Here is a 20188-nt window from a genome sequence, read left to right as displayed (position 1 = left end):
CGGCCCGATCGAGCGCGAATCTTCCTGAGTCATGAACGGCGACCGCCTCAGCCCGCGTAGGCGGCGCGCACGTCGAGCACCCAGGTGACGCCGAATCGGTCGGTCAGCATGCCGAATCCGGGTGACCACGCCGATGCGGCCAGCGGCTCGACGATCGAGGCAACGTCTGCGAGGGCGTCCCAGTACCCGGTGAGCTCGTCGAGCGAATCGGCGCGCAGCGACTGGAAGAACGTGCGGTCGGTGACGGTCGTCCCGTTCTGCCTCGAGGTGGTTCCCGCGGTGGCGTCAGCGTCGTCGGCGCCGGGGATGTCGTATGCCATCAGCCGGAAGCCGTCGGCGTTCTCGACCTGACCGAACACGATCTTGTCGGCGCCGGGAACTCCCGCCGGCATGCCGAAATCCGCATAGGTCGCCCGCGTGACCTCGCCGCCGAAGACGGACTGGTAGAAGTCGAGCGCCTGGTGCGCGGTGCCGCGGAAGTTCAGGTGGGTGGTGGTCGCGATGGTCATGGGATCTCCTCGGATCTGTGTGGGCGGCGGATGCCGGTGAGACCAACACTCACAGCAGAAGAGGTCAGTTTCGGTCCTCTACTCCGAGCACAATGGAGTCATGACCGGCAGCTCCTCTCGCATGCTCGCCCTGCTCTCCCTGCTGCAGACGGCTCGCGATTGGCCGGGGCAGGTGCTCGCCGACCGCCTCGACGTCACACCCCGCACGGTGCGACGAGACGTCGACCGACTGCGCGAGCTCGGCTACCGCATCAGCGCGATCAAGGGCCCCGACGGCGGATACCGCCTCGCCGCCGGTTCCGAGCTGCCGCCGCTGCTCTTCGACGACGAGCAGGCCGTCGCGATCGCCGTCGCGCTGCAGAGCGTGCCGGCCACTGGGATCGACATCGACGAGGGCGCGGCTCGTGCGCTGGCCACCGTGCGCCAGGTGATGCCGTCGCGCCTGCGGCACCGGGTCGACGGCATCCGCTTCGCCGGGGTCGAGAACGAGACGCGCGTGGATCCGGCGGTGCTCGAAGCCGTCAGCGGTGCGGTGCGAGACCACCACGTGCTGCGCTTCGATTACGGAGAGAACCATGACCGTCCGGCGCGGCGCACCGAGCCCCACGCGGTCGTCGCCCGGGAGGGCCGCTGGTACCTGCTCGCCTGGGACCTCGAGGCCGATGACTGGCGCACCTTCCGACTCGACCGGATGACACCGCGCATCCCGACCGGCCCCGCCTTCACGCCACGCGAGCTGCCCGCCGCCGACGCCCAGACCTACCTCGCAGCTCGGGCGAAGGGATCGGATGCCGCAGACCACTGGCCGTGCATCGGAGAGCTCGTGCTCGATCTGCCCGCCCGCGAGGTCGCGCACTGGATCGGCCGCGACGGCACCGTCGAGCCGATCGACGACAGCTCGTGCCGCGTGACCGTCGGATCGTGGTCGTGGGTCGGCATCCTCGCGTCGATCGCCCGCTTCGACGCGCCGTTCCGCGTCGTCGCGCCGCCCGCGCTGGCGGACGCCGCGACCGCCCTCTCGCGACGCCTGTCCGGCGCGGGCGAGGCCCGCTGACCCGGTCAGACCTGACCGTATCCGAGACCCCGCACCCCGAGTCGCCGAGTGCTCACAGATCGATCTGCGTGCGCCTCGCCGCCCCCGCCCCGCGGTGCGCGGTCACCTCGATCTCGGCCTTGTACTCGCCCGCGAGTGGGCTGCGCGTCATGGTGAGTGCCGGGTCGATGCCGCGGAACTCCTCGCCGAGCACTTCGATCGTCTCGTCCTGATCAGACGCATCCGGAACGAAGACCTGGATCCGGACGACATCGGAGAGCGATGAATCCACGGCGGCGAGCGCCCGCGCGACGGTGGCGATCGCGAGACGCAGCTGCTCTGCCGCCGTGTCCGGCAGGGTCCTCGTCTCGTAATCGATGCCGGCGGTGTTCGAGACGAAGATCCAGTCGCCGATCGCGACGGCCCGCGAGTAGCTTGCGAGGGTCTCGAACTTGCTGCCGCTCTTCACGCTGGTGATTATCAACGGTTCCGTCTTTCTTGTCAGTGGCCCTGGAGGACCGGATAGTCGTCTGCGAGGACAAGATCGTCGGCGCGCGCCTGAGCACGGCGCCGGTGGTGACCAAGCGTGAACAGGGGGTGCTGCAGCGCGCTCGACCCGCTCTCGGCGAGTTGCGCCAACACTCGCCCGTAGGCGGGTGAGAACTTGAAGCCGTTGCCGGAGAACCCGGCTCCGATGATGGTCCGGCCCGACTCGGAGACGTCGAGGATCGGGACATGATCGGCCGTCGCCGACTCCGGGTGGATGGACGACCGGACCACCTCGGGCAGGATGCCGGGGAACATCCGGGTGGCGATCGCCGTGCATCTCCGCAGTTGCTCACGCGACAGTTCGCGGGGATCTGTGTCGGGGTCCTCGATCGTGTCGATGCGGGTCGTGGGGGCGATCTTGACCGAGTAGCCGTCGAGTGCAGGGACGCCGAAGGCATGGTCGCCGTCCAGGTCCCGCATCCAGCATGGGAAGCGATCCGGGGTGAACTGGCTGATGTCCTCCGGCATGAACCACGTGAGCGGTATGGCGATGGCGCTCACCAGATCGCGCACCTCCGGCACGATCCTCGTCGTCCACGCACCGGTCGTCACGATCACCTTCTGCGCGTGGACGATCCCCTCGGATGTCGAGATCACGACACCGCTCTCGTGCTCATCGATGCCGAGCACCGGAGTGTTGTACAGGATCTCCGCCCCGCGCCTGATCGCGGCCCGCTGCGCGGTCGCCACCGCCAGCTCCGAGCGCAAGCCGCCGCCCAGCAGGTCCATGATCCCGATGTCGCCGTCCTCGACGGTGAACTGCGGATACTCCCGGCGAAGCTCTGCGGCGTCGAGGAACCGGTGCGGCAGATCGCCCTCCACGATCGACCGCTGCGTGGACTCGAGGAATGGATGTCCCTCCGGCGCGATCGCGAGGACGCCGGTCTTCAGCAGCAGCTGGCGGCCGGTCTCACGCTCCAGCTCGGTCCACAGCGCCCTGGCCTCGAGAGCAGCCGCCGTATAGAGCGCGCCCTCTTTGTTCGCCGCACGGAACAGACGCGACTCACCGGCGAAGGCCGCGTGGCCGTGCGCCGGTCCGTACTGCTCGACGCCCAGCACGGACATCCCCGTCGATCTCGCGAGGTGCCACAGCGCCATCGATCCCATGGAGCCTGCACCCACAACCGCGACGTCGACGGTCCGGATGACCTCTGCCGCACTCATGCGAGAGCCGGCTCGGTCCACAGGTTCAGCTTCTGGCCGATGCCGCGCTCAAGGGCATTGCGATACACCTTCGTCCCCCACGCGACGTCCTCCACCGGCATCCCGCCGACCGACATGATGACGATCTCGTCGTCGCTCTGCCGACCGGGCCGCTTTCCGGAGACGACATCGCCGATGTCGACGAGCTCGTCACGTGAGAGCTCCCCGGCCTTCACGAGATCCATCCACTTCTGCCCGACCATCGGAATGTACTCGAACGACGGCTTCGGGAACTCCTCGTACCAGGTCTCGTACAACCCGTACGCATCGACGACCTTCGTGATGTCGCTGTCCAGCAGCGAGTCGTCGGTGTTGCACAGGGACGGCATCGCGAAGAACGCCCCCGGCGTGATCCACTCCCGCTGGATCGTGGGGTAGCTCTCCGAGCCGCCGGCACCGGTGCCCGTGGTGCAGAAGCTCACCAGGTCGCTGCCCCGGACGACGTCTTCGATCGAGTCGACGACTTCGATCGTGGTGATCGTCGGGAACTCCTCGCGCACCCACTCCTGGAAGCGCGCGAGGCTCTCCGCCCCTCGCCCCTTGATCTTCAGCGTGTCGATCAGCGGGCACGCATCCATGAAGGCCAGGAGCACCGTACGTGCCATGACGCCGGGCCCGGCGATCCCCGCGACGCGCGAGTCCTTGCGGGCGAAGTGCCGCGCACCGACCCCCGGCACGGCGCCGGTCCGGTATGCCGACAGCAGGTTCGCCGACATGAACGCGAGTGGCGCCCCGGTGTCGGTGTCGTTGAGCGTGAACATGAGGATCGACCGCGGCAGACCCTTCTCGCGGTTGGCGATGTTGGATCCGTACCACTTGACGCCAGTCGTCTGGAAGTCTCCGCCGAGGTACGCCGGCATCGCCATGAACCGTCGGTCCTCAGTGGGCACCGGCATGTTCGGGAACGGCGACGCCTCAGGGAACGTCATCATCGCGCCGTGCGAGTCGTTGCTCTCACCGGTCATGCGGTAGTCGCCGGCGGCGAACAGTGCGAACATCTCCTCCATGGTGTCGACGCACTGATGCATATCGGTCACTCCGGCCGCGATCATGTCGGCTTCGGAAAGGTAGAGGAAATCCACGTGGGGCAGGGGCATGACGGTCCTTCTCGTCGAGGGGGTGGGGGAGAGTGTGTCGGTCGCGCTCATGGTGCGCCTCAGCCGGCGATGGCGTCGGTGAGCTTGACGTATGCCGCGGGCCTGCGGGCTCTGATCCACGCGGCCTGGGCGTACCCGATGAGGGGGAAGACGATCACCAGCCCGAGCAGACTCCAGCTGACCGCGCCGAACACCGGGGCGCCTGTGGCATCCGCATCGCCGACCATGATCGGGAAGTAGACGACGATCATGACCACGGAGAGCACCAGGCCGATGAAACCGAGCACGGGGGCGATCACGGTGTTCCAGATCCTCCGGTCCTTGCGTGTCCTCGCGAAGTAGACGATGACCGCGATCGAGGTGACCGCCATCAGGAGGGCGATCGCCACGGTCGCGACCCCGGCGAACCAGGTGAACACCTGCAGCACCGGGTCGAGCTGCAGAACGGCGAACAGCGCGACGAGGACGATCGCGGTGATGCTCTGCACGAGCGAGGACACGTGCGGAGACATGTGCCGGGGGTGCACGGCGCCCACCCGGTCGGGCAGCACGCCGGCGCCTGACATGGAGTACTGGTAACGGGCGACGACGTTGTGGAACGACAGCACGCAGGCGAACATCGCGGTGATGAGGAGGATGTTCGTGATGATCTCGCCGGTGGCGCCGAGGTACGCCGACATCGTGCGGAGGATGAGCGTTCCCGGGTCGGCCGCGGCCTCCTCCAGGATGTTCGAGGGACCCCACGCCATGACGAGGCCCCATGAGGCGAGCGTGTAGAACACGCCGACGCCGATCACGGCCATATAGGTGGCGCGGGGGATCGTGCGGTCGGGATCGCGCGCCTCGCTGCGGAAGACGGCGGTCGCCTCGAACCCGATGAAGGCGGCGATGGCCATCATGAGGCCGACGCCGGGGGAACCGCTCGCGACGTTCTTCGGCTCGAACGGAGCCAGGCTCAGACCTTCAGGGCCGCCGGAGATCACGACCGCCGCTACGAGAAGGAGGACGATTCCGACCTCGGCGCAGAGCAGGACGCCGAGCACTTTGCTGGACAGATCGATGTGGCGATAGCCGAGGAACCCGACGAGCGCGACGACGGCGATCGAGTACAGCCACCACGGGAGCGTGATGCCGAACCCCTCGAAAGTGAAGCTCAGCACGTAGCCCATGTACCCGTACACGGACACCTGGATCGTCGTATACGTGAGCATCGCGATCCAGGCGGACGCGAGACCGGTCGAGCGTCCGAGGCCGTATCCGACGTAGGTGAAGAACGCCCCGGGGTTGGGGACGTGCTTGGCCATCGCGGAGACGCCGACGGCGAAGAGCACGAGAACGACGGCGCTGATCGCATACAGCGCCGGGAAGCCCGCCCCGTTGCCGAGCAGGATGCCGAGTGGGGCGGACCCGCCGATGACAGTCAGGGGCGAGGCGGCGGCGACCACCATGAAGACGATCGCGGTAGCACCGAGCGATCCCGACAGGACCTTCTTCGGGGAGGTCTCGGTGGCGCTGGGTTGAATCTGGACCATGTGCAAACCCTTCTGAGAGAAGCGGAGTGGAGCGGTTCCCCCACCCTGCCGCGGCAGGATTTCCCACCCGTCTCGCCGGAGTGACGTCTGCGTTCGCCGCGAACGGGACGCCGGAACTCCGGCCGTCTCATTCGGGTGACATCTGCGTGAAACATCGCAGACGCGCTCCGGCAACAGGCCGCTCGTAGCCTCCTCCCATCACGAGACAGGCGGAGGCCCCATGTCTGCACTGGAAGAGGCGATCGAGCGCCCGCAGACCGTGCGCTCGTTCGCCGCCCGCTCGCCGTTGCACGGACTGGACAGACACACCGTGGGTTTCGCCGACATCCTCGCGCAATCGGTCGCGGCCGTCGCCCCAGCCGCCGCCTCGGCGATGGCGGTGCTGCTGGTGGCGGACCTGGCGGGCGGCGCCACCGTGCTCGTGATGGCCCTCGCCATGATCATCACGTTCCTGGTCGCTCGGACGATCAACCAGTTCACTCGTCGGTTCGCCGCCAGCGGCTCGCTGTACACCTACGCGGCGCGCGGACTCGGCGCGGCGGGCGGACTCGCGACCGGTGCAGCGATCCTCGTCGGGTATGCCTTCATCTCGATCTTCGCTCTTCTGGGCGGCGCCCATTATGCGACCATGCTCGTGACCCGACTGTGGCCTCAGCTCGCCGCGACGCCGATCGCCCTGGGCGCTCTCGTCGTCGAAGCGGCGGTGCTCGCGATCGTCCTCGTGCGCGGCATCCGCCTCTCATCCCGGGTCGCGCTCGTCGTCGAACTCATCTCCGTCGCGCTGATCCTCTCGCTGATGATCGTGCTCCTCGTGCACATCGGGCCGCTCCAACCGGCGGCGATCTTCTCGGCCGACGGCATCTCCGTGGCCGGCGTCGCCGGCGGTGCCGTTCTCGCGATCACGGCGTTCGTGGGGTTCGAGAGCTCCGCGACGCTCGGCGTCGAGGCCCGCTCGCCGCTGAAGAACATCCCTCGCGCCATCGTGTGGAGCGTCGGTGTCGCCGGAGTGTTCTACCTCATCGCCGCCTACACGCAGATCGCAGGAGCCGCCGCGATCGGGGGGACGGCATCGGTCGCGCTCCTCGACGATCTCGCGTCGCGTTTCGGCCTCTCCGCATGGGCCGCCGTGGCGGACGTCGGCATCGCCACCTCGGGTCTGGCCTGCGCGATCGCCTCGACGACCGCCCTCACCCGTATCGTGTTCGCGCTCGCCCGCGACGGCGTCCTCCCCGCCCGACTCGGCCGCACGCACGGGCGCCACCGCACCCCGATCGGCGCGGTCGTCGTCGCGGTCCCGCCGATCGTCCTCGCACCGCTCGTGATCGTCGCGGCCGGCGTGTCACCGTGGGACGCGATGAAGGCCGTCCTGCTGATCTCGGCAGCGGGCTACATCGTCGCCTACGTGCTGGTCTGCATCGCCGCGCCCCTGTTCCTGCGCCGTATCGGGGAGGTCACCGTCGGTTCCATCATCGCCGCCGTCAGCGCGGCGGCGGCGCTTGCGGCATGCCTGACGGTCTATCTCGTCGCGGAGGCGGCCGCGGGGAATCCGGGAGTCTGGCTCACCGTCGGCATCGCCGTCATCGCGGCGGCACTGATCCGATGGCGGCGGCGTGCGCCTCTCGGAGAGGTCGGACGCTACGACGAGCCGGTCGCCGCCCACGTTCTCGGCGGCGTGGCCCGCACCGGCGGCGGCAGCGCACACGGGGGCGAACCGGGGGACGCCGACGGATGACGGCTGGCGACGCGGTATCGATCACGGCCCGCCAGCCCGCCGCCATCCACAGCGCGCTGTCGATGCTGGAGGCCGTCGCTGCGATGGGTGCCGGCGTCACAGCGCGGCAGCTGGCCGAGCGGCTCGGGATGCCGCGTGCGACCACCTATCGCCTGCTCAACCTGCTGGTGCAGGACGAGTACCTCGTCCGGACGCCGGATCTCACCGGATTCGCCCTGGGCACGAAGGTGGCGCTGCTGGCCGGCAGCATCGGCGTCGAGCGCATCCCGCGCGCCGCACGGGACGTGCTCGAGCGCACCAGGGCGAGCGCGAGGGGCGGCATCCACCTCGTGCTCTATCGTCACGACCGGGTCGTCGTCGCCGATGAGGACCCCGACTTCCCCCTCTCGAATCGGCAGGGCCTGCAGCAGGAGCCCACCCGCTACGCCCTCGGCCTGCTGCCCCTGGTCGTGCGCGGGGAGACCGTCGCCGGCGACCTGGTCTCCGAACTCCGCTCGCAGGGGGTGATCCGCGCCCGCGACGGTCAGCGTGGCTGCCTCGTCGCGCCGATCACCGATGCCTCCGGCACGCTCGCCGGAGCGCTCTCCTACTCGGGCCCGCGCCGGCAGATCGACAGCTCCGACTCGATCGCGCTCTCCCTCATCGCGGCTGCACGGGAGCTCGGGCCGCTCCTGACGTAGACCCCGCTGTCCGCCCGGGCCGACGGCCACGGCATCCCCCGGTAGACTGGCCATGCCCCGCCGGCCCCTCATCTAGGAGTGCGCGTGACCACCGCCCCTGCACCTGCCCACAAGCACGTCCCCGACTCCGTCGAGAACGCCACCGCGACTCCGGAGAAGGAGCAGCCGTACGCAGCGCTGGGCCTCAAGGACGACGAGTACGCCCGCATCAAGGAGATCCTGGGCCGCCGCCCGACCTCCGGCGAGCTGGCGATGTACTCGGTCATGTGGTCGGAGCACTGCTCGTACAAGTCGTCAAAGAACTACCTGCGCCGCTTCGGTCAGAAGGTCTCCGACGAGATGAAGGAACGCCTCATGGTGGGCATGGGCCAGAACGCGGGCGTGATCGACGTCGGCGAGGGCTGGGCCGTCACCTTCAAGGCTGAGAGCCACAACCACCCCAGCTTCATCGAGCCGTTCCAGGGCGCCGCGACCGGCGTCGGCGGCATCGTCCGCGACATCATCTCGATGGGCGCACGTCCGGTCGCGGTCATGGACGCCCTCCGCTTCGGCGCGATCGACCACCCCGACACCGCTCGCGTCGTGCACGGCGTCACCAGCGGCATCAGCTTCTACGGCAACTGCCTGGGTCTGCCGAACATCGGCGGCGAGACGGTCTTCGACTCGGTCTACCAGGCCAACCCGCTCGTCAACGCGCTCGCGGTCGGCGTGCTCCGCCACGAGGACCTCAAGCTCGCCAATGCGACCGGCGTCGGCAACAAGGTCGTGCTGTTCGGTGCCCGCACGGGTGGCGACGGCATCGGCGGTGCCAGCATCCTGGCATCCGACTCGTTCGACAGCACCGGACCCACCAAGCGCCCCGCGGTGCAGGTGGGCGACCCGTTCGCCGAGAAGGTGCTCATCGAGTGCTGCCTCGAGCTGTACCGTGACGAGCTGGTCGAGGCGATCCAGGACCTCGGTGCTGCCGGCATCTCGTGCGCGACCAGCGAGCTCGCGGCCAACGGCAACAGCGGCATGAAGGTCTCGCTCGACAACGTGCTGCTGCGCGACCCGTCGCTCACGGCTGAGGAGATCCTCATGTCGGAGTCGCAGGAGCGCATGATGGCGATCGTCGCTCCCGAGAAGCTCGACGCGTTCCTCGCCGTCGTTCAGAAGTGGGATGTCGAGACGTCGGTCCTCGGTGAGGTCACCGGCGACGGCCGCCTCATCATCGACTGGCAGGGCGAGCGCATCGTCGACGTCGACCCCTCGACCGTCGCGGTCGACGGCCCGGTCTACGACCGCCCGGTCGCGTACCCCACGTGGATCGACGCACTGCAGGCGGATGCCGCTGAGAACCTTCCGCGGTCGAACGACCCCGAGGTGCTTCGCGAGCAGTTCCTCGACCTGGTCGCCTCGCCGAACCTCGCCGATACCCGCTGGATCACCAACCAGTACGACTACTACGTGCTCGGCAACACGGCCCTGTCGTTCCCCGATGACGCCGGCATGATCCGCGTCGACGAGGAGTCGGGACTCGGCTTCGCGATCTCGACCGACGCCAACGGACGCTACTGCCAGCTCGACCCGTACGCCGGTGCGCAGCTCGCACTCGCCGAGGCGTACCGCAACGTCGCCGTCACGGGTGCCGTTCCCACCGCGATCACCGACTGCCTGAACTTCGGCTCTCCCGAGAACCCCGAGGTCATGTGGCAGTTCGGGCAGACCGTCGACGGTCTCGCCGACGGATGCTACGAACTCGGCACCCCGGTCACCGGCGGCAACGTCTCGTTCTACAACCAGACCGGCGACGTGCCGATCCACCCGACCCCGCTCGTCGGCGTGCTCGGCATCATCGACGACGTCTCGCGCCGCATCCCCTCGGGATGGCAGGACGAGGGTCAGAACATCTACCTGCTCGGCACGACCTCGACCGAGCTCTCGGGTTCGGCGTGGGCCGAGACCGTGCACCAGCACCTCGGCGGACTGCCCCCGAAGGTCGACCTCGCGGGCGAGAAGCGCCTCGCGGGTCTGCTCGGAGCCGCCCGTGACGAGTGGCTGATCTCGTCGGCGCACGACGTGTCGGAGGGTGGCCTCGCGCAGGCCTTCGCCGAGGGCGTCTCGCGCTTCGGCGTCGGCGCACGCGTCTGGCTGAACGAGATCATCGAGCGCGACGGTGTGGATGCGGCATCCGCCCTCTTCTCGGAGTCGACGGGCCGCGTCATCGTCACCGTTCCGCGTGAAGACGACGTCAAGTTCCGCGGACTCTGCGAAGGCCGCGACTACCCGGTGATGCGCATCGGCGTGACCGACTCCGAGGGCGACAAGCTCGAGGTGCAGGACGTCTTCACCGTGCCGATCGCCGAGATCCGCGAGCGTTCGCAGGCCACCCTGCCCGCCGCCTTCGGCCCCACGGTCACCGAGCCGGTCAGCGCATGAGCGGCGACGGTCTGAGCGAGGACTACGGCGATCTCGGCGAGAAGCGCAATCGCCGCATGCGCATCGTCGCCTGGACCGTCATCATCGCCCTCATCCTGGGTGGCGGCGGCGCGACAGTCATCACGCTGATCCTGGGCTGAGTCGAGTTCTTCTCGGGTCTCTTTCCGACGCTGGTTCGGGGTGCCCGGCGGCACTCCGGCGACCGCGGCCCCGGTGGCTGCGTGTCGGCGACCGGGTCCGAACCTGCGCCCGGCCGGCCTCGCGGCATCCACTTCTGCACCGGCATCCGTCATCCGGGTTTCTTCACAGTCCCCGGAACTCGGCCTCGCAATGTAGGTACCCCCGCGAAGGATCCGAGGCATCACAGATCCATTGGGGGATGCCATGACCGAAGCCAAGCTCGACCTGATCGCCAAACTGCTCGCCAAGGCCGAGAGCACGACGCCCGAAGAGGCCGAGTCTCTGACCGAGCACGCCGAGCGCCTGATCGTGAAGTACGGGATCGAGCAGGCGCAGATCGACGAAAGACGGGGACTCCTGGGGCAGACGCGCGAGCAGATCGTCACCGAGAGGATGCTGTTCCGCGGCGTCTACGCGAAGGACCTTCGTGAGATCGGCATCGGCGTGGCCTACGGGCTGGGTGCGGTGCGCCCGATCCTGGCGGAGTACCCGCCGATCGCCGGCCTGCTGCTGGTCGGGCACTCGTCGGATGTGACGCAGGTGCAGACGCTGACCGCCAGTCTGCAGGTGCAGGCCACGGTCGCGATGCGTGCGTGGTGGATCGCGCATCGCGATCTGTATGCCGGCCATCGCGAAGGGGTGAGACGTCGAGCGCGCAGCGGCTTCCTCCGGGGGTTCGCCGCGGGTGCCATGAACCGGATCGAGGAGAGTCGCCGCGCTGCGGTCGAAGAGAGCGGCTCGGGGACCGAGCTCGTTCTCACCTCGCGCCGGAGCCGAGTGGACGACGCGGTCGACGAGATGGCGACGACACACGCCCGGCGACGCCGCGGCGCGGATCCCGGCTCCTTCGCGCACGGCCACCGTTCGGGCATGGAGGCTCAGACCGGCGGCGGCACAGCGGTCTCGGCGCGATGACCACGCACGCGCCCGCTGCCGCTATCGCGAGAAGAGGAAGCGCGTCAGCCGAACGATCGCGTCGGTGTCGTGCTCGTCTCGAACGAGGGACTCGACGATGATCGCCCCGAGGATCGCCCGTCCCAGCTGCTCGACCGGTGCGTCCGGGGCGAGCTGCCCGTCGCGGATGCCGCCGCGGATGCGCTCGGCGAGGTACTTCTCGACGCCGAGGCTCTCACCGAGGTGCGCGCCGACTCCGGCGTCCTCGGTGGCGGCCGCCACGAGCGAGCGGAGAAGTGCCCCTCCCTCCGGCGCTTCGAGGATGGACAGCACGCTGCGCAGCCAGGTCTCGACATCGTCGGCGAGGTCTCCCGTGTCGGGAACCACGAAGTCGACGGGGATCAGGCGGCCCTCGGCGAGGCATTCGCCGATGAGGGCTCCGCGCGACGGCCACCACCGATAGATGGTCTGCTTGCCGACGCCGGCCTCTTTCGCGATTCCCTCGATCGTGAGACGGTCGTACCCCTGGTTATGGAAGAGGCGTGCGGTGGCGTCGAGGATCGCTTCGCGGGCAGCCGTGCTGCGCACGGGTCCGCTCCGATGCTCGTTCACCACACGTTCAGGATAACCACAGAACACTAGACGAGACGCCCCGTATGATCTATTCGTCTGAAGGAGATCGTTTTGGCTTCACTGCTGTTCCGCCTGGGTTCGTTCGCTGCACGCAAGGCGTGGACGGTGATCGTCTCGTGGGTCATCATCCTCGGCCTGGGTGTCGGCGCGTTCCTCACGCTCGGCGGCACGCTGAGCAACAGCTTCGACATCCCGGGCACCGCCTCAGGCGCTGTGACCGACCAGCTCGCCGAGAAGCTGCCCGACACCGCCGGGGGCACGGGCACGGTGGTCTATCAGACGACCGAGGGTTCGGCTTTCACGGAGCAGCAGAAGCAGGAGATCTCCGCGCTCGCGAAGAGCGCCGAAGACCTCGACGGCGTGGCATCCGTGATCGACCCGTTCGACGCGCAGCAGCAGCAGGCCGTGCAGGCGCAGGATCTCGCCGACGGCAAGGACCAGATCGAGGGCGGCCGGGCGCAGCTCGACGCCGGTCAGGCGCAGCTCGACGAGGGTCGCACGCAGCTCGAGGCCGGTCTCGACCAGCTGACCACGGCTCGGTCGCAGGCAGAAGCGGGCGGCGCTCCGGCCCCGCAGCTCGCAGCACTGGATGCGCAGATCGAGGCTCTGAACGCGCAGGCAGCCCAGCTCGATGCGCAGCAGAAGACCATCGACGACTCGCGCGCCGAACTCGATGCGAACGCCGAGAAGGTCGACCTCGGTTCCACGCTCCTCGACCTCACGAACGGCATCGGCGTCGTCTCGGAGGATGGCTCGACGGCCATCGTCAACGTCTCGTTCGAAGACCCCCGTCTCGAACTCTCCGAAGAGGTCAAGCAGGGCACGATCGAGCACTTCGAGTCCTCGCCGATCGAGGGCGTCGAGGTCGACTTCGGCACCGACATCGCGCAGGGCGTGCCCGAGATCTTCGGCGTCGGCGAAGCGATCGGACTCGCATTCGCCGCCGTCGTGCTGATCGTCATGCTCGGCACACTCATCGGCGCAGCACTGCCGATCGTGACGGCCGTCGTCGGCGTGGGCGTCGGTGTGACCGCATCTCTCGCCTTCTCGGGCGTCGTCGACATGGCATCCGTCACCCCCGTGCTCGGCGTCATGCTCGGTCTCGCCGTCGGCATCGACTACTCGCTCTTCATCGTGAACCGGCACCGCAAGCAGCTGCTCAATGGTGTTCCGGTTCGCGAATCCATCGGCCTCGCCACCGGCACCTCGGGAACGGCCGTGGTGTTCGCCGGCACCACGGTGATCGTCGCGCTGCTGGCCCTCAACGTCACCGGCGTTCCGTTCCTCGGACTCATGGGCACGGTCGGCGCGGTCTGCGTCGGCGTCGCCGTGCTCGTCGCCATCACCCTCGCCCCCGCGATCCTCGGGCTCGTCGGAACACGACTGCTCAGCGGCAAGGCTCGCACCACGATCGGCCAGCCGCACGCCGCGGGCAAGCCCGTGAAGCGGATGTCCACGCTCCGCGCGATCGTCACCGTGCTCGTCAGCGTGATCGCACTGCTGATCGTCGCGATCCCGTCGATGTCGATGCGCCTCGGACTGCCCGACGGCGCGAGCGAACCGTCGGATTCGACCAGCTACCGCGCCTTCCACATCGTCGACGAGCAGTTCGGCGAAGGGGCGAACGGTCCGCTGCTCGTCACAGCCACCCTCGACGACGCGGTGAGCGACGACGACCTGCTCGCCACGCAGGTCGAGATCGCCCAGAAGATCGCCGACCAGGACGACGTCGTGGGTGTCGCGCCGATCGCGAACTCCGACGACAACACCCTGCTCGCGTTCCAGGTGCTCCCCGCCGAAGGCCCGAACAGCGCATCGACCGAGAAGCTCGTGCAGGACATCCGCGCCCTGCCGCAGCTCGACGGCGGCATCACCCTCGGCGTCGCCGGGCAGGCCGCGACCAACATCGACATCTCCGAGGCGCTGGCCGCCGTCCTGCCGCTCTACCTCGTGGTCGTGGTCGGGCTCTCGCTGCTCATCATGATCGTCGTGTTCCGCTCGCTGCTCGTGCCGATCATCGCCACCGGTGGCTTCGTGCTCTCGCTGTTCGCGACCTACGGCCTGATCGTCGCCGTGTTCCAGTGGGGCTGGGGCGCCGACCTCATCGGCCTGGACAGCCCGGGGCCCATCCTCAGCTTCCTGCCCGTGATCCTCGTCGGCATCCTGTTCGGGTTGGCGATGGACTACCAGCTCTTCCTCGCCTCGGGGATGCGCGAGGCGTACGTGCACGGAGCCTCGGCACGGGATGCCGTCGCCCAGGGCTTCCGGGCCGGACGTTCGGTCGTCGTCGCCGCGGCGCTCATCATGGTGTCGGTCTTCGGCGGGTTCATCTTCTCGGAGTCGACCATCATCCGCTCGATCGGCTTCGGCCTGGCGTTCGGTGTGCTGCTCGACGCCTTCGTCGTCCGGATGCTGCTCATGCCGGCGCTCATGCACCTGCTCGGCCGGTCGGCCTGGTGGCTGCCGCGGTGGCTGGACCGCATCCTTCCGAACGTCGACATGGAGGGTGCTGCGCTCGAGCGCGAGCACCCGGGAGTCAGGACCGACACGGTGCAGGTCGTGGCGAGCTCGGAGACGCCTGAGGCGCGCTGACGCCGCGGCAGTGACTGCCGCTCGGACTGCCGCTCGGCGTCCCTGCGAAGGAGATCTCGCACAACGAAGGAGCCCATCCGAGGAATGCTCCTTCGATGCGTGAGATCTCCTTCCGTGCGTGAGATCCCTTCGGCGCGTGAGATCTCCTTCCGCTGACGTCGCGGCAGTGACTGCCGCTCGGGTTCCCTGGGAAGGAGCTCTCGCACAACGAAGGAACCCATCCGAGGAATGCTCCTTCGGTGCGTGAGATCTCCTTCGGTACGTGAGATCCCCTGAGGGCGATTCAGCCGCCATTCGTGACGCAGCCCGCCGTCTGCATCACCTCACCCGGATGCCCGGGTGGGTCCCCGGGACGCGTGGGTCAGGCGACCATCCCGCGCCAGATCGTCTCGACCGCAGCCCGCAGGCGAGCGGCCACCGCAGGGTCGTCCATCCGGTCGCCGCGCACGACGATCTGGTAGTACGCGGTGCCGGCTATCGCATCGAAGCACGCCTCGACGTCGAGGTCGGCCCGCAGCTCGCCACGGGAGATTCCTGCGCGCAACGCGTTCAGGAGCGGCACTCGCCGCCGCGACACGTGCGACTGCCAGTACGCCTTCTGCAGTGCGCGATCCGACATGACGAGTCGGATGCGCTGCCGGAATCGTTCCTCCGCATAGCCGGATGCCGCGACAGACAGCGCCACCCCGGTGTCACCGAGCCCGAACCCGTCGAACAGCGCCTCACGCAGGTCGACATGGTCCGGGTATTCGGGCGGGATGGTGCGTCCGACGTCGAGCGCCGCCGCGATCAGCGTCGTGAGCGACGGCCACCGCCGATACAGGGCAGCGCGACTGACTCCGCTCCGCGCGACGACGCGGCTGACGGTGACGTCCTCGCCCGCATCGATGATCTCGAGCGTCGCGGCGACTATCTGCCCGTCCATGTCCTCATCGCGCGGACGGCCGGGGCGGCGGCGGGCCGCAGCCCCGGCATCCGACGCGCCCGCAAACTTCGCGCGCGCAGACTTCGCGCCCGCAGACGTCGAGCCCGCAGTTCCGACGGCGACCGGAGCGGCACCGACAGCGTCACCCGCGCTCGCGACGCGAGCCTTCAGCTCCACGGTCGTCACGCGGCGAGCGCCCGCTCACGGAGCCGCGCGACAGTGGCATCCGACAGTCCCGCCGCTCGCAGCGGAGCGAGTGCATCGCCGTGCTGCGCGCGGAGGGTGTCGAGCAGGGTGCGCATCGACACCTCCATCGAACCCTCCAACAGCGACGACGTCGCACCGGCGGCATCCGCGTCGAAGCCGAGCGCCTTCCACATCGCGCCCATCACGGGTGCGGTGCGCTGCATTATCGCGACCATGTTGCCGCCGGTGAGGGCGTAGTCGGCGACGATGTCATCATCAGCCGCGCCGAGGGCGAGCAGCAGCATCGCCGCCACGACTCCGGTGCGGTCGCGCCCGGCCGCGCAGTGGAACGCCGCGGTTCCCGGCGTGTAGGCGATCACGTTCAGCGCGGTGACGAGCTGGGGTGCGGCGACCTCGACCATGCGCAGGTACATCCGGCCCATGGCGTCGTGGCTGAGCTCGGGAGCGTCGCGGTTCATCGACTCCCCGACATCCGCGATCAGCGGCAGGTGGTGGTACGCGACCGGGTAGTCGGCGAGCGGACCCCGCCCCGTGACCGAGACCTCGAGCGGCGAGCGCAGGTCGATGATCGCGGTGAGCCCTGCGGCTACGAGCTGCGACGCGATCTCGGTCGTGACGTAGGCGAGGTCATCCGTGCGGATCGCGAGACCATCCCGCAGCACTCCCCCCTCGATCGGGATGCCGCCGAGGTCGCGCAGGTTCACGGGGGCGCTGAGCACCAGGTCGATGTCGGCGATGGTCATGTGATTCTCCTTCGGATGAGGGCGCTGCCCTGGTCGATCGCCGTGACGAGCACGATGATGCAGATGATGATGGCGCTGAGGTGGCCGTAGTCGTACATGCGCATGGCGGTGGTCAGCTCGAGGCCGATGCCACCGGCGCCGACGAGGCCGAGGATGGTCGCGCCGCGCACGTTGCCCTCGAACAGCAGCAGCGTGTAGGACGTGAGCAGCGGTGCGCTCTGCGGCAGGATGCCGTACTGGATGACCTGACGCTTCGAGGCACCGATCGCCTCCATGGCGACGACGGGTCCGCGGTCGACCTGCTCCATGGCCTCGGCGAAGATCTTGCCGATCGACCCGATCGAGCCGAGGGTCATGGCCAGGATGCCGGCGAACGGACCGAGTCCGACAGCCGAGACGAACATGAGCGCGAACACAAGGTCGGGCACCGAGCGGATGATGTTCATGACCCAGCGCGTCGGGTAGTAGACCCACTTCGGCGCGATGTTCGACGATGCCCCGAAGGCGACGAGCAGCGACAGCACGGCTCCGAGCACGGTGCCGACCACCGCCATCTGGAAGGTCTCGAGCAGCAGCGCGAGGATCGTGCCGATCTTCGAGAAGTCCGGCGGGAACAGGCGCGACAGGAACTCGCCCATGTTGACCGCGCCGTCGCCCAGCTTGATGAAGTTGAACTCGGCGCCGTTGAACGACCAGATCAGCAGCAGGGCGGCGATCGGCAGCCCGAGCAGGAACCTCGCGCGCGGCACCCGGAACGCCCGCTCGAGCCGCGAGCGCTCGGCAGGGTCGAGGGTCGGCCTCGAGATCGAGCGGTCGGTCGTGCCGGCGGCGGGGCCGGCTGAGCCTGCCGACCCTGCCGTGGAGCGGGGGTCAGTGGTGAGCGTCATCGTCGTGCTCCTCGTCGTCGTAGAGCGGCGCAAGGGCCGCGGCATCCAGCTGCGAAGTGGCGCCGGCGACCAGCATCCGTCCGTGCCGCAGGCCGATGATGCGGTCGCTGTGCGCGAGGGCCAGCGGCAGCACGTGCAGGCTGACGAGCACGGGGATGCCGTCTTCGGTGGCGATCTCGCGCAGCAGACCGAGAACGGAGTCGGCGAGCTTCGGGTCGAGCGACGCGACCGGTTCGTCGGCGAGGATCACCTTCGGCTGCTGCATGAGAGCGCGGGCGATCGCGACGCGCTGCTGCTGTCCGCCCGACAGCGAGCGAGCAGGCTCGTTGGCCTTGTGCGCGATGCCGACGCGATCGAGCAGCTCGAGTGCGCGGCGACGGTGCGCGCTCGAGAAGCCGCCGACCAGATTGATGGAGCCCGCGCCGTGCAGGGCTCCGGCCAGCACGTTCGTCATGACGCTCAGACGCGGGATGAGGTTGAACTGCTGGAACACCTGGCCGACATCCGACCGCAGGGTGCGCAGCTCGCCGCGCGCGAGATTGGTGACGTCGTAGCCGGCGACTCGCGCCGAGCCTGCCGAGATCGGCGCGAAGCCCGTGAGACTGCGCATCAGGGTGGACTTGCCCGACCCCGAGGCGCCCAGCAGCGCGACCATCTCGCCCGGGAACAGGTCGAGATCGACGCCGTCGAGCACGGTGGTGGTGTCATACGCGACGCTGAGGTCGCGCACCGTGACGAGCGGCAGGGCCTGGCGCAGCTCGGCGGTCGGGGTGCGGAGCTCTTCCGCCGTCGGAGATCCCAGACCATCGGATGCCGTCTCGGCGCGTCGGGAGGCGACATGCCGATCGGCGGACGCACCGCGCGCGTTCTCCAGCGAAGCGACGACGGGTGCGGGACTCGTCACTTGAGGTCCTTGAGCTCGACACCGGCGACCGCGGCGATCTCGGCGAACGAGGCGAACGACGAGCCGTCGGGGTCGACGGTCTGCTCGGCGGCGGCGAAGGCGCCGTACGCTCCGAGGCGCTCGGCGTTCTCGGGCGAGAAGACCTCGGCGATGCCCTCCTGGATGACCTTGCGGGTGTCGGCGTCGAGCGACTGACGTCCGAGCACAGCACCCTGGATGTCCATCGCCGGGCTCTCACCCACCGCACGCCACTCCCCGTCGGCGAACGGGAACATCGGCGCGCCGAGCTCGGTCAGCATGACCGCGGTGCAGGCGGCATCCACCTGTCCCTGCTCGAGCGCGGCGAAGCTGCCTTCGTGTCCGCCGGCGAAGATCGCCTCGTAGTCGGTGCCCTGCTCGAGGCCCGCCTCATGCAGCATGTACACCGGCATGAAGTAGCCCGAGCTCGACGCCTGGTCGGCGAAGGCGACGGTCTTGCCCTCGAGGTCCTCGACGGTCTGGATCGGCGAGTCGTTCAGCACCACACAGGTCGAGACGGGCTTGCCGTCGCCCTGGAAGGCGACGAGCGCGTCGACCTCGCCCGTGTTCACGGCGAGCGCCGAGGGGAAGCCGCTCATGATGCCGATGTCGACGTGGTCGGCGCGGATCGCCTCGACGACGCTGAGGTAGTCGGGAACATCGGTGATCTCGACGTCGCGGCCGGTGGCGTCTTCGAGCAGCTCGGCGAAGACCTCGACGGGGTTCTCGGCTGTGGGGTCGTCGCCGACCGGGATCGTCGCGATCGTGAGAGGAGCGTTCGGGTCGGCGGGGGCCGCTTCGGCGGACGGGCTCTGGCAGCCGGTCAGGGCGAGGGCGGCGACGCCGAGGAGGCCGACGGCGGGCAGGGTGAGGCGGCGCATGATGACCTTTCGGGAGGAGGCGTTCCCGAATTCCGAGAACATGGGTATTCCAACTCGCGAAGGTGACAGGCAATTACGAGACCGCCGTACTCGAAACGGAACGCTGAGTGAACGGCTGGTGTCGGAGGTGCCGCCTAGAGTGTGCGGATGACGTCGGATGCCCGCTCACGCCTCGAGATGCTGCGCGCCGAGGCGACGGCGCGGGTCGCATCGACGGCGGCGACCCTCGCCGAGCTGATGCACGATCGCGAAGGCTCGAACGACGACGACGAGCACGACCCCGAGGGCGTCACGCTCTCGTCCGAGTGGTCACGGCTGACCGGGCTCGCCGATGCGGCGGCATCCGAACTCCAGCAGGTCGACGACGCGATCTCACGACTGGATGCCGGCACCTACGGCGTCTGCGCGCACTGCGGCAGGCCGATTCGCGAGGCGCGACTCGAGGTGCGCCCGTTCGCCACGCACTGCGTCGCCTGCGCGGAGAAGCTCGGCCTCTGATCGGCGCCCCGGGGGGGCTCCATAACTCCGGAGATCCTGTGCACCCCCGCGAGGGCCGCCCGTCTTCTCGGCG

General features: G+C 68.9%; 19 protein-coding genes. 8 read left to right on the top strand and 11 right to left on the bottom strand.

The genetic code is table 11. From position 1 onward, the window contains the following. Window positions 1-47 precede the first annotated feature (47 nt). Entirely contained in the window at window positions 48-509 is a 462-nt protein-coding gene (locus tag SOM10_RS08645) for a VOC family protein (protein WP_320489512.1), read from the bottom strand. A 100-nt stretch (window positions 510-609) separates the two neighbouring features. Here SOM10_RS08645 and SOM10_RS08640 point away from each other — a divergent pair, with 100 nt between their 5' ends. Further along, the gene (locus SOM10_RS08640) at window positions 610-1563 is read left to right on the top strand and encodes a helix-turn-helix transcriptional regulator (RefSeq protein ID WP_320489511.1); all 954 of its coding nucleotides are present in this window, start codon (window positions 610-612) and stop codon (window positions 1561-1563) included. Window positions 1564-1615: 52 nt separating this feature from the next. Here SOM10_RS08640 and SOM10_RS08635 read toward each other — a convergent pair whose 3' ends face one another. From SOM10_RS08635 to SOM10_RS08620, 4 genes are read right to left on the bottom strand one after another with little or no spacing between them, the layout of a single operon-like run. After that, on the bottom strand, window positions 1616-2011 hold the full coding sequence (locus SOM10_RS08635) for a Rid family hydrolase (RefSeq protein WP_200955145.1): 396 nt from the start codon (window positions 2009-2011) through the stop codon (window positions 1616-1618). 32 nt (window positions 2012-2043) lie between these two features. Beyond that, the gene (gene solA / locus SOM10_RS08630; RefSeq protein WP_320489510.1) at window positions 2044-3255 is read right to left on the bottom strand and encodes an N-methyl-L-tryptophan oxidase; all 1212 of its coding nucleotides are present in this window, start codon (window positions 3253-3255) and stop codon (window positions 2044-2046) included. Next, window positions 3252-4391, bottom strand: a complete 1140-nt coding sequence (locus SOM10_RS08625; RefSeq protein ID WP_056276002.1) for a tyramine oxidase subunit B — start codon at window positions 4389-4391, stop codon at window positions 3252-3254. Before SOM10_RS08625 ends, solA begins: the two co-directional genes overlap by 4 nt. A gap of 59 nt (window positions 4392-4450) precedes the next feature. Further along, window positions 4451-5923 (bottom strand): APC family permease, encoded by a 1473-nt coding sequence (locus SOM10_RS08620; RefSeq protein WP_053098388.1) that lies wholly within the window; start codon window positions 5921-5923, stop codon window positions 4451-4453. A gap of 220 nt (window positions 5924-6143) precedes the next feature. On the opposite strand from SOM10_RS08620, the gene SOM10_RS08615 reads away from it, so the two are divergent. The 5 genes from SOM10_RS08615 (at window position 6144) to SOM10_RS08595 (ending at window position 11848) form a co-directional block, all read left to right on the top strand. Continuing rightward, window positions 6144-7655 (top strand): APC family permease, encoded by a 1512-nt coding sequence (locus SOM10_RS08615; RefSeq protein ID WP_320489509.1) that lies wholly within the window; start codon window positions 6144-6146, stop codon window positions 7653-7655. Then, a complete protein-coding gene (locus SOM10_RS08610; RefSeq protein ID WP_320489508.1) occupies window positions 7652-8335 on the top strand; it encodes a helix-turn-helix domain-containing protein in 684 nt (227 codons plus the stop codon). The genes SOM10_RS08615 and SOM10_RS08610 overlap by 4 nt, the downstream gene beginning before the upstream one ends. An 84-nt stretch (window positions 8336-8419) precedes the next feature. Next, on the top strand, window positions 8420-10753 hold the full coding sequence (gene purL / locus SOM10_RS08605) for a phosphoribosylformylglycinamidine synthase subunit PurL (protein ID WP_320489507.1): 2334 nt from the start codon (window positions 8420-8422) through the stop codon (window positions 10751-10753). Further along, window positions 10750-10893 carry a hypothetical protein gene (locus SOM10_RS08600; RefSeq protein ID WP_171821968.1) on the top strand — a complete coding sequence of 48 codons (144 nt, stop codon included), beginning with the start codon at window positions 10750-10752 and terminating at the stop codon, window positions 10891-10893. Before purL ends, SOM10_RS08600 begins: the two co-directional genes overlap by 4 nt. Before the next feature lie 244 nt (window positions 10894-11137). Further along, window positions 11138-11848: a DUF2786 domain-containing protein gene (locus SOM10_RS08595; RefSeq protein ID WP_320489506.1), complete on the top strand. Its 711-nt coding sequence runs from the start codon at window positions 11138-11140 to the stop codon at window positions 11846-11848. Window positions 11849-11869: 21 nt separating this feature from the next. On the opposite strand, the gene SOM10_RS08590 is transcribed toward SOM10_RS08595, so the two are convergent. Continuing rightward, window positions 11870-12439, bottom strand: a complete 570-nt coding sequence (locus SOM10_RS08590) for a TetR/AcrR family transcriptional regulator (RefSeq protein WP_320489505.1) — start codon at window positions 12437-12439, stop codon at window positions 11870-11872. Between the two features lie 72 nt (window positions 12440-12511). Between SOM10_RS08590 and SOM10_RS08585 the strand changes: the two genes are divergently transcribed. Then, window positions 12512-15052, top strand: coding sequence for an MMPL family transporter (locus SOM10_RS08585; RefSeq protein ID WP_320489504.1), 2541 nt, complete (start codon window positions 12512-12514; stop codon window positions 15050-15052). 361 nt (window positions 15053-15413) lie between these two features. Here the strand turns inward: SOM10_RS08585 and SOM10_RS08580 are convergent, their stop codons facing one another. From SOM10_RS08580 to phnD, 5 genes are read right to left on the bottom strand one after another with little or no spacing between them, the layout of a single operon-like run. Then, complete coding sequence (locus SOM10_RS08580) at window positions 15414-16163, bottom strand: TetR/AcrR family transcriptional regulator (RefSeq protein WP_320489503.1); 750 nt, start codon at window positions 16161-16163, stop codon at window positions 15414-15416. After that, the gene (locus tag SOM10_RS08575) at window positions 16160-16927 is read right to left on the bottom strand and encodes a tyrosine-protein phosphatase (RefSeq protein ID WP_320489502.1); all 768 of its coding nucleotides are present in this window, start codon (window positions 16925-16927) and stop codon (window positions 16160-16162) included. The genes SOM10_RS08580 and SOM10_RS08575 overlap by 4 nt, the downstream gene beginning before the upstream one ends. After that, the gene (gene phnE, locus SOM10_RS08570) at window positions 16924-17814 is read right to left on the bottom strand and encodes a phosphonate ABC transporter, permease protein PhnE (RefSeq protein ID WP_320489501.1); all 891 of its coding nucleotides are present in this window, start codon (window positions 17812-17814) and stop codon (window positions 16924-16926) included. The genes SOM10_RS08575 and phnE overlap by 4 nt, the downstream gene beginning before the upstream one ends. After that, window positions 17798-18718, bottom strand: a complete 921-nt coding sequence (locus SOM10_RS08565) for a phosphonate ABC transporter ATP-binding protein (RefSeq protein ID WP_320489500.1) — start codon at window positions 18716-18718, stop codon at window positions 17798-17800. Before SOM10_RS08565 ends, phnE begins: the two co-directional genes overlap by 17 nt. After that, window positions 18715-19659: a phosphate/phosphite/phosphonate ABC transporter substrate-binding protein gene (phnD, locus tag SOM10_RS08560; protein ID WP_320489499.1), complete on the bottom strand. Its 945-nt coding sequence runs from the start codon at window positions 19657-19659 to the stop codon at window positions 18715-18717. The genes SOM10_RS08565 and phnD overlap by 4 nt, the downstream gene beginning before the upstream one ends. Window positions 19660-19764: 105 nt before the next feature. On the opposite strand from phnD, the gene SOM10_RS08555 reads away from it, so the two are divergent. After that, window positions 19765-20115 (top strand): TraR/DksA family transcriptional regulator, encoded by a 351-nt coding sequence (locus SOM10_RS08555; RefSeq protein WP_320489498.1) that lies wholly within the window; start codon window positions 19765-19767, stop codon window positions 20113-20115. Window positions 20116-20188 lie beyond the last annotated feature (73 nt).

Source organism: Microbacterium sp. CFBP9023, assembly GCF_034045055.1.
Taxonomy (GTDB): Bacteria; Actinomycetota; Actinomycetes; order Actinomycetales; family Microbacteriaceae; genus Microbacterium.
Note: the sequence above shows the minus strand (reverse complement) of the source record. Positions and strands in the feature narration are given on the sequence as shown.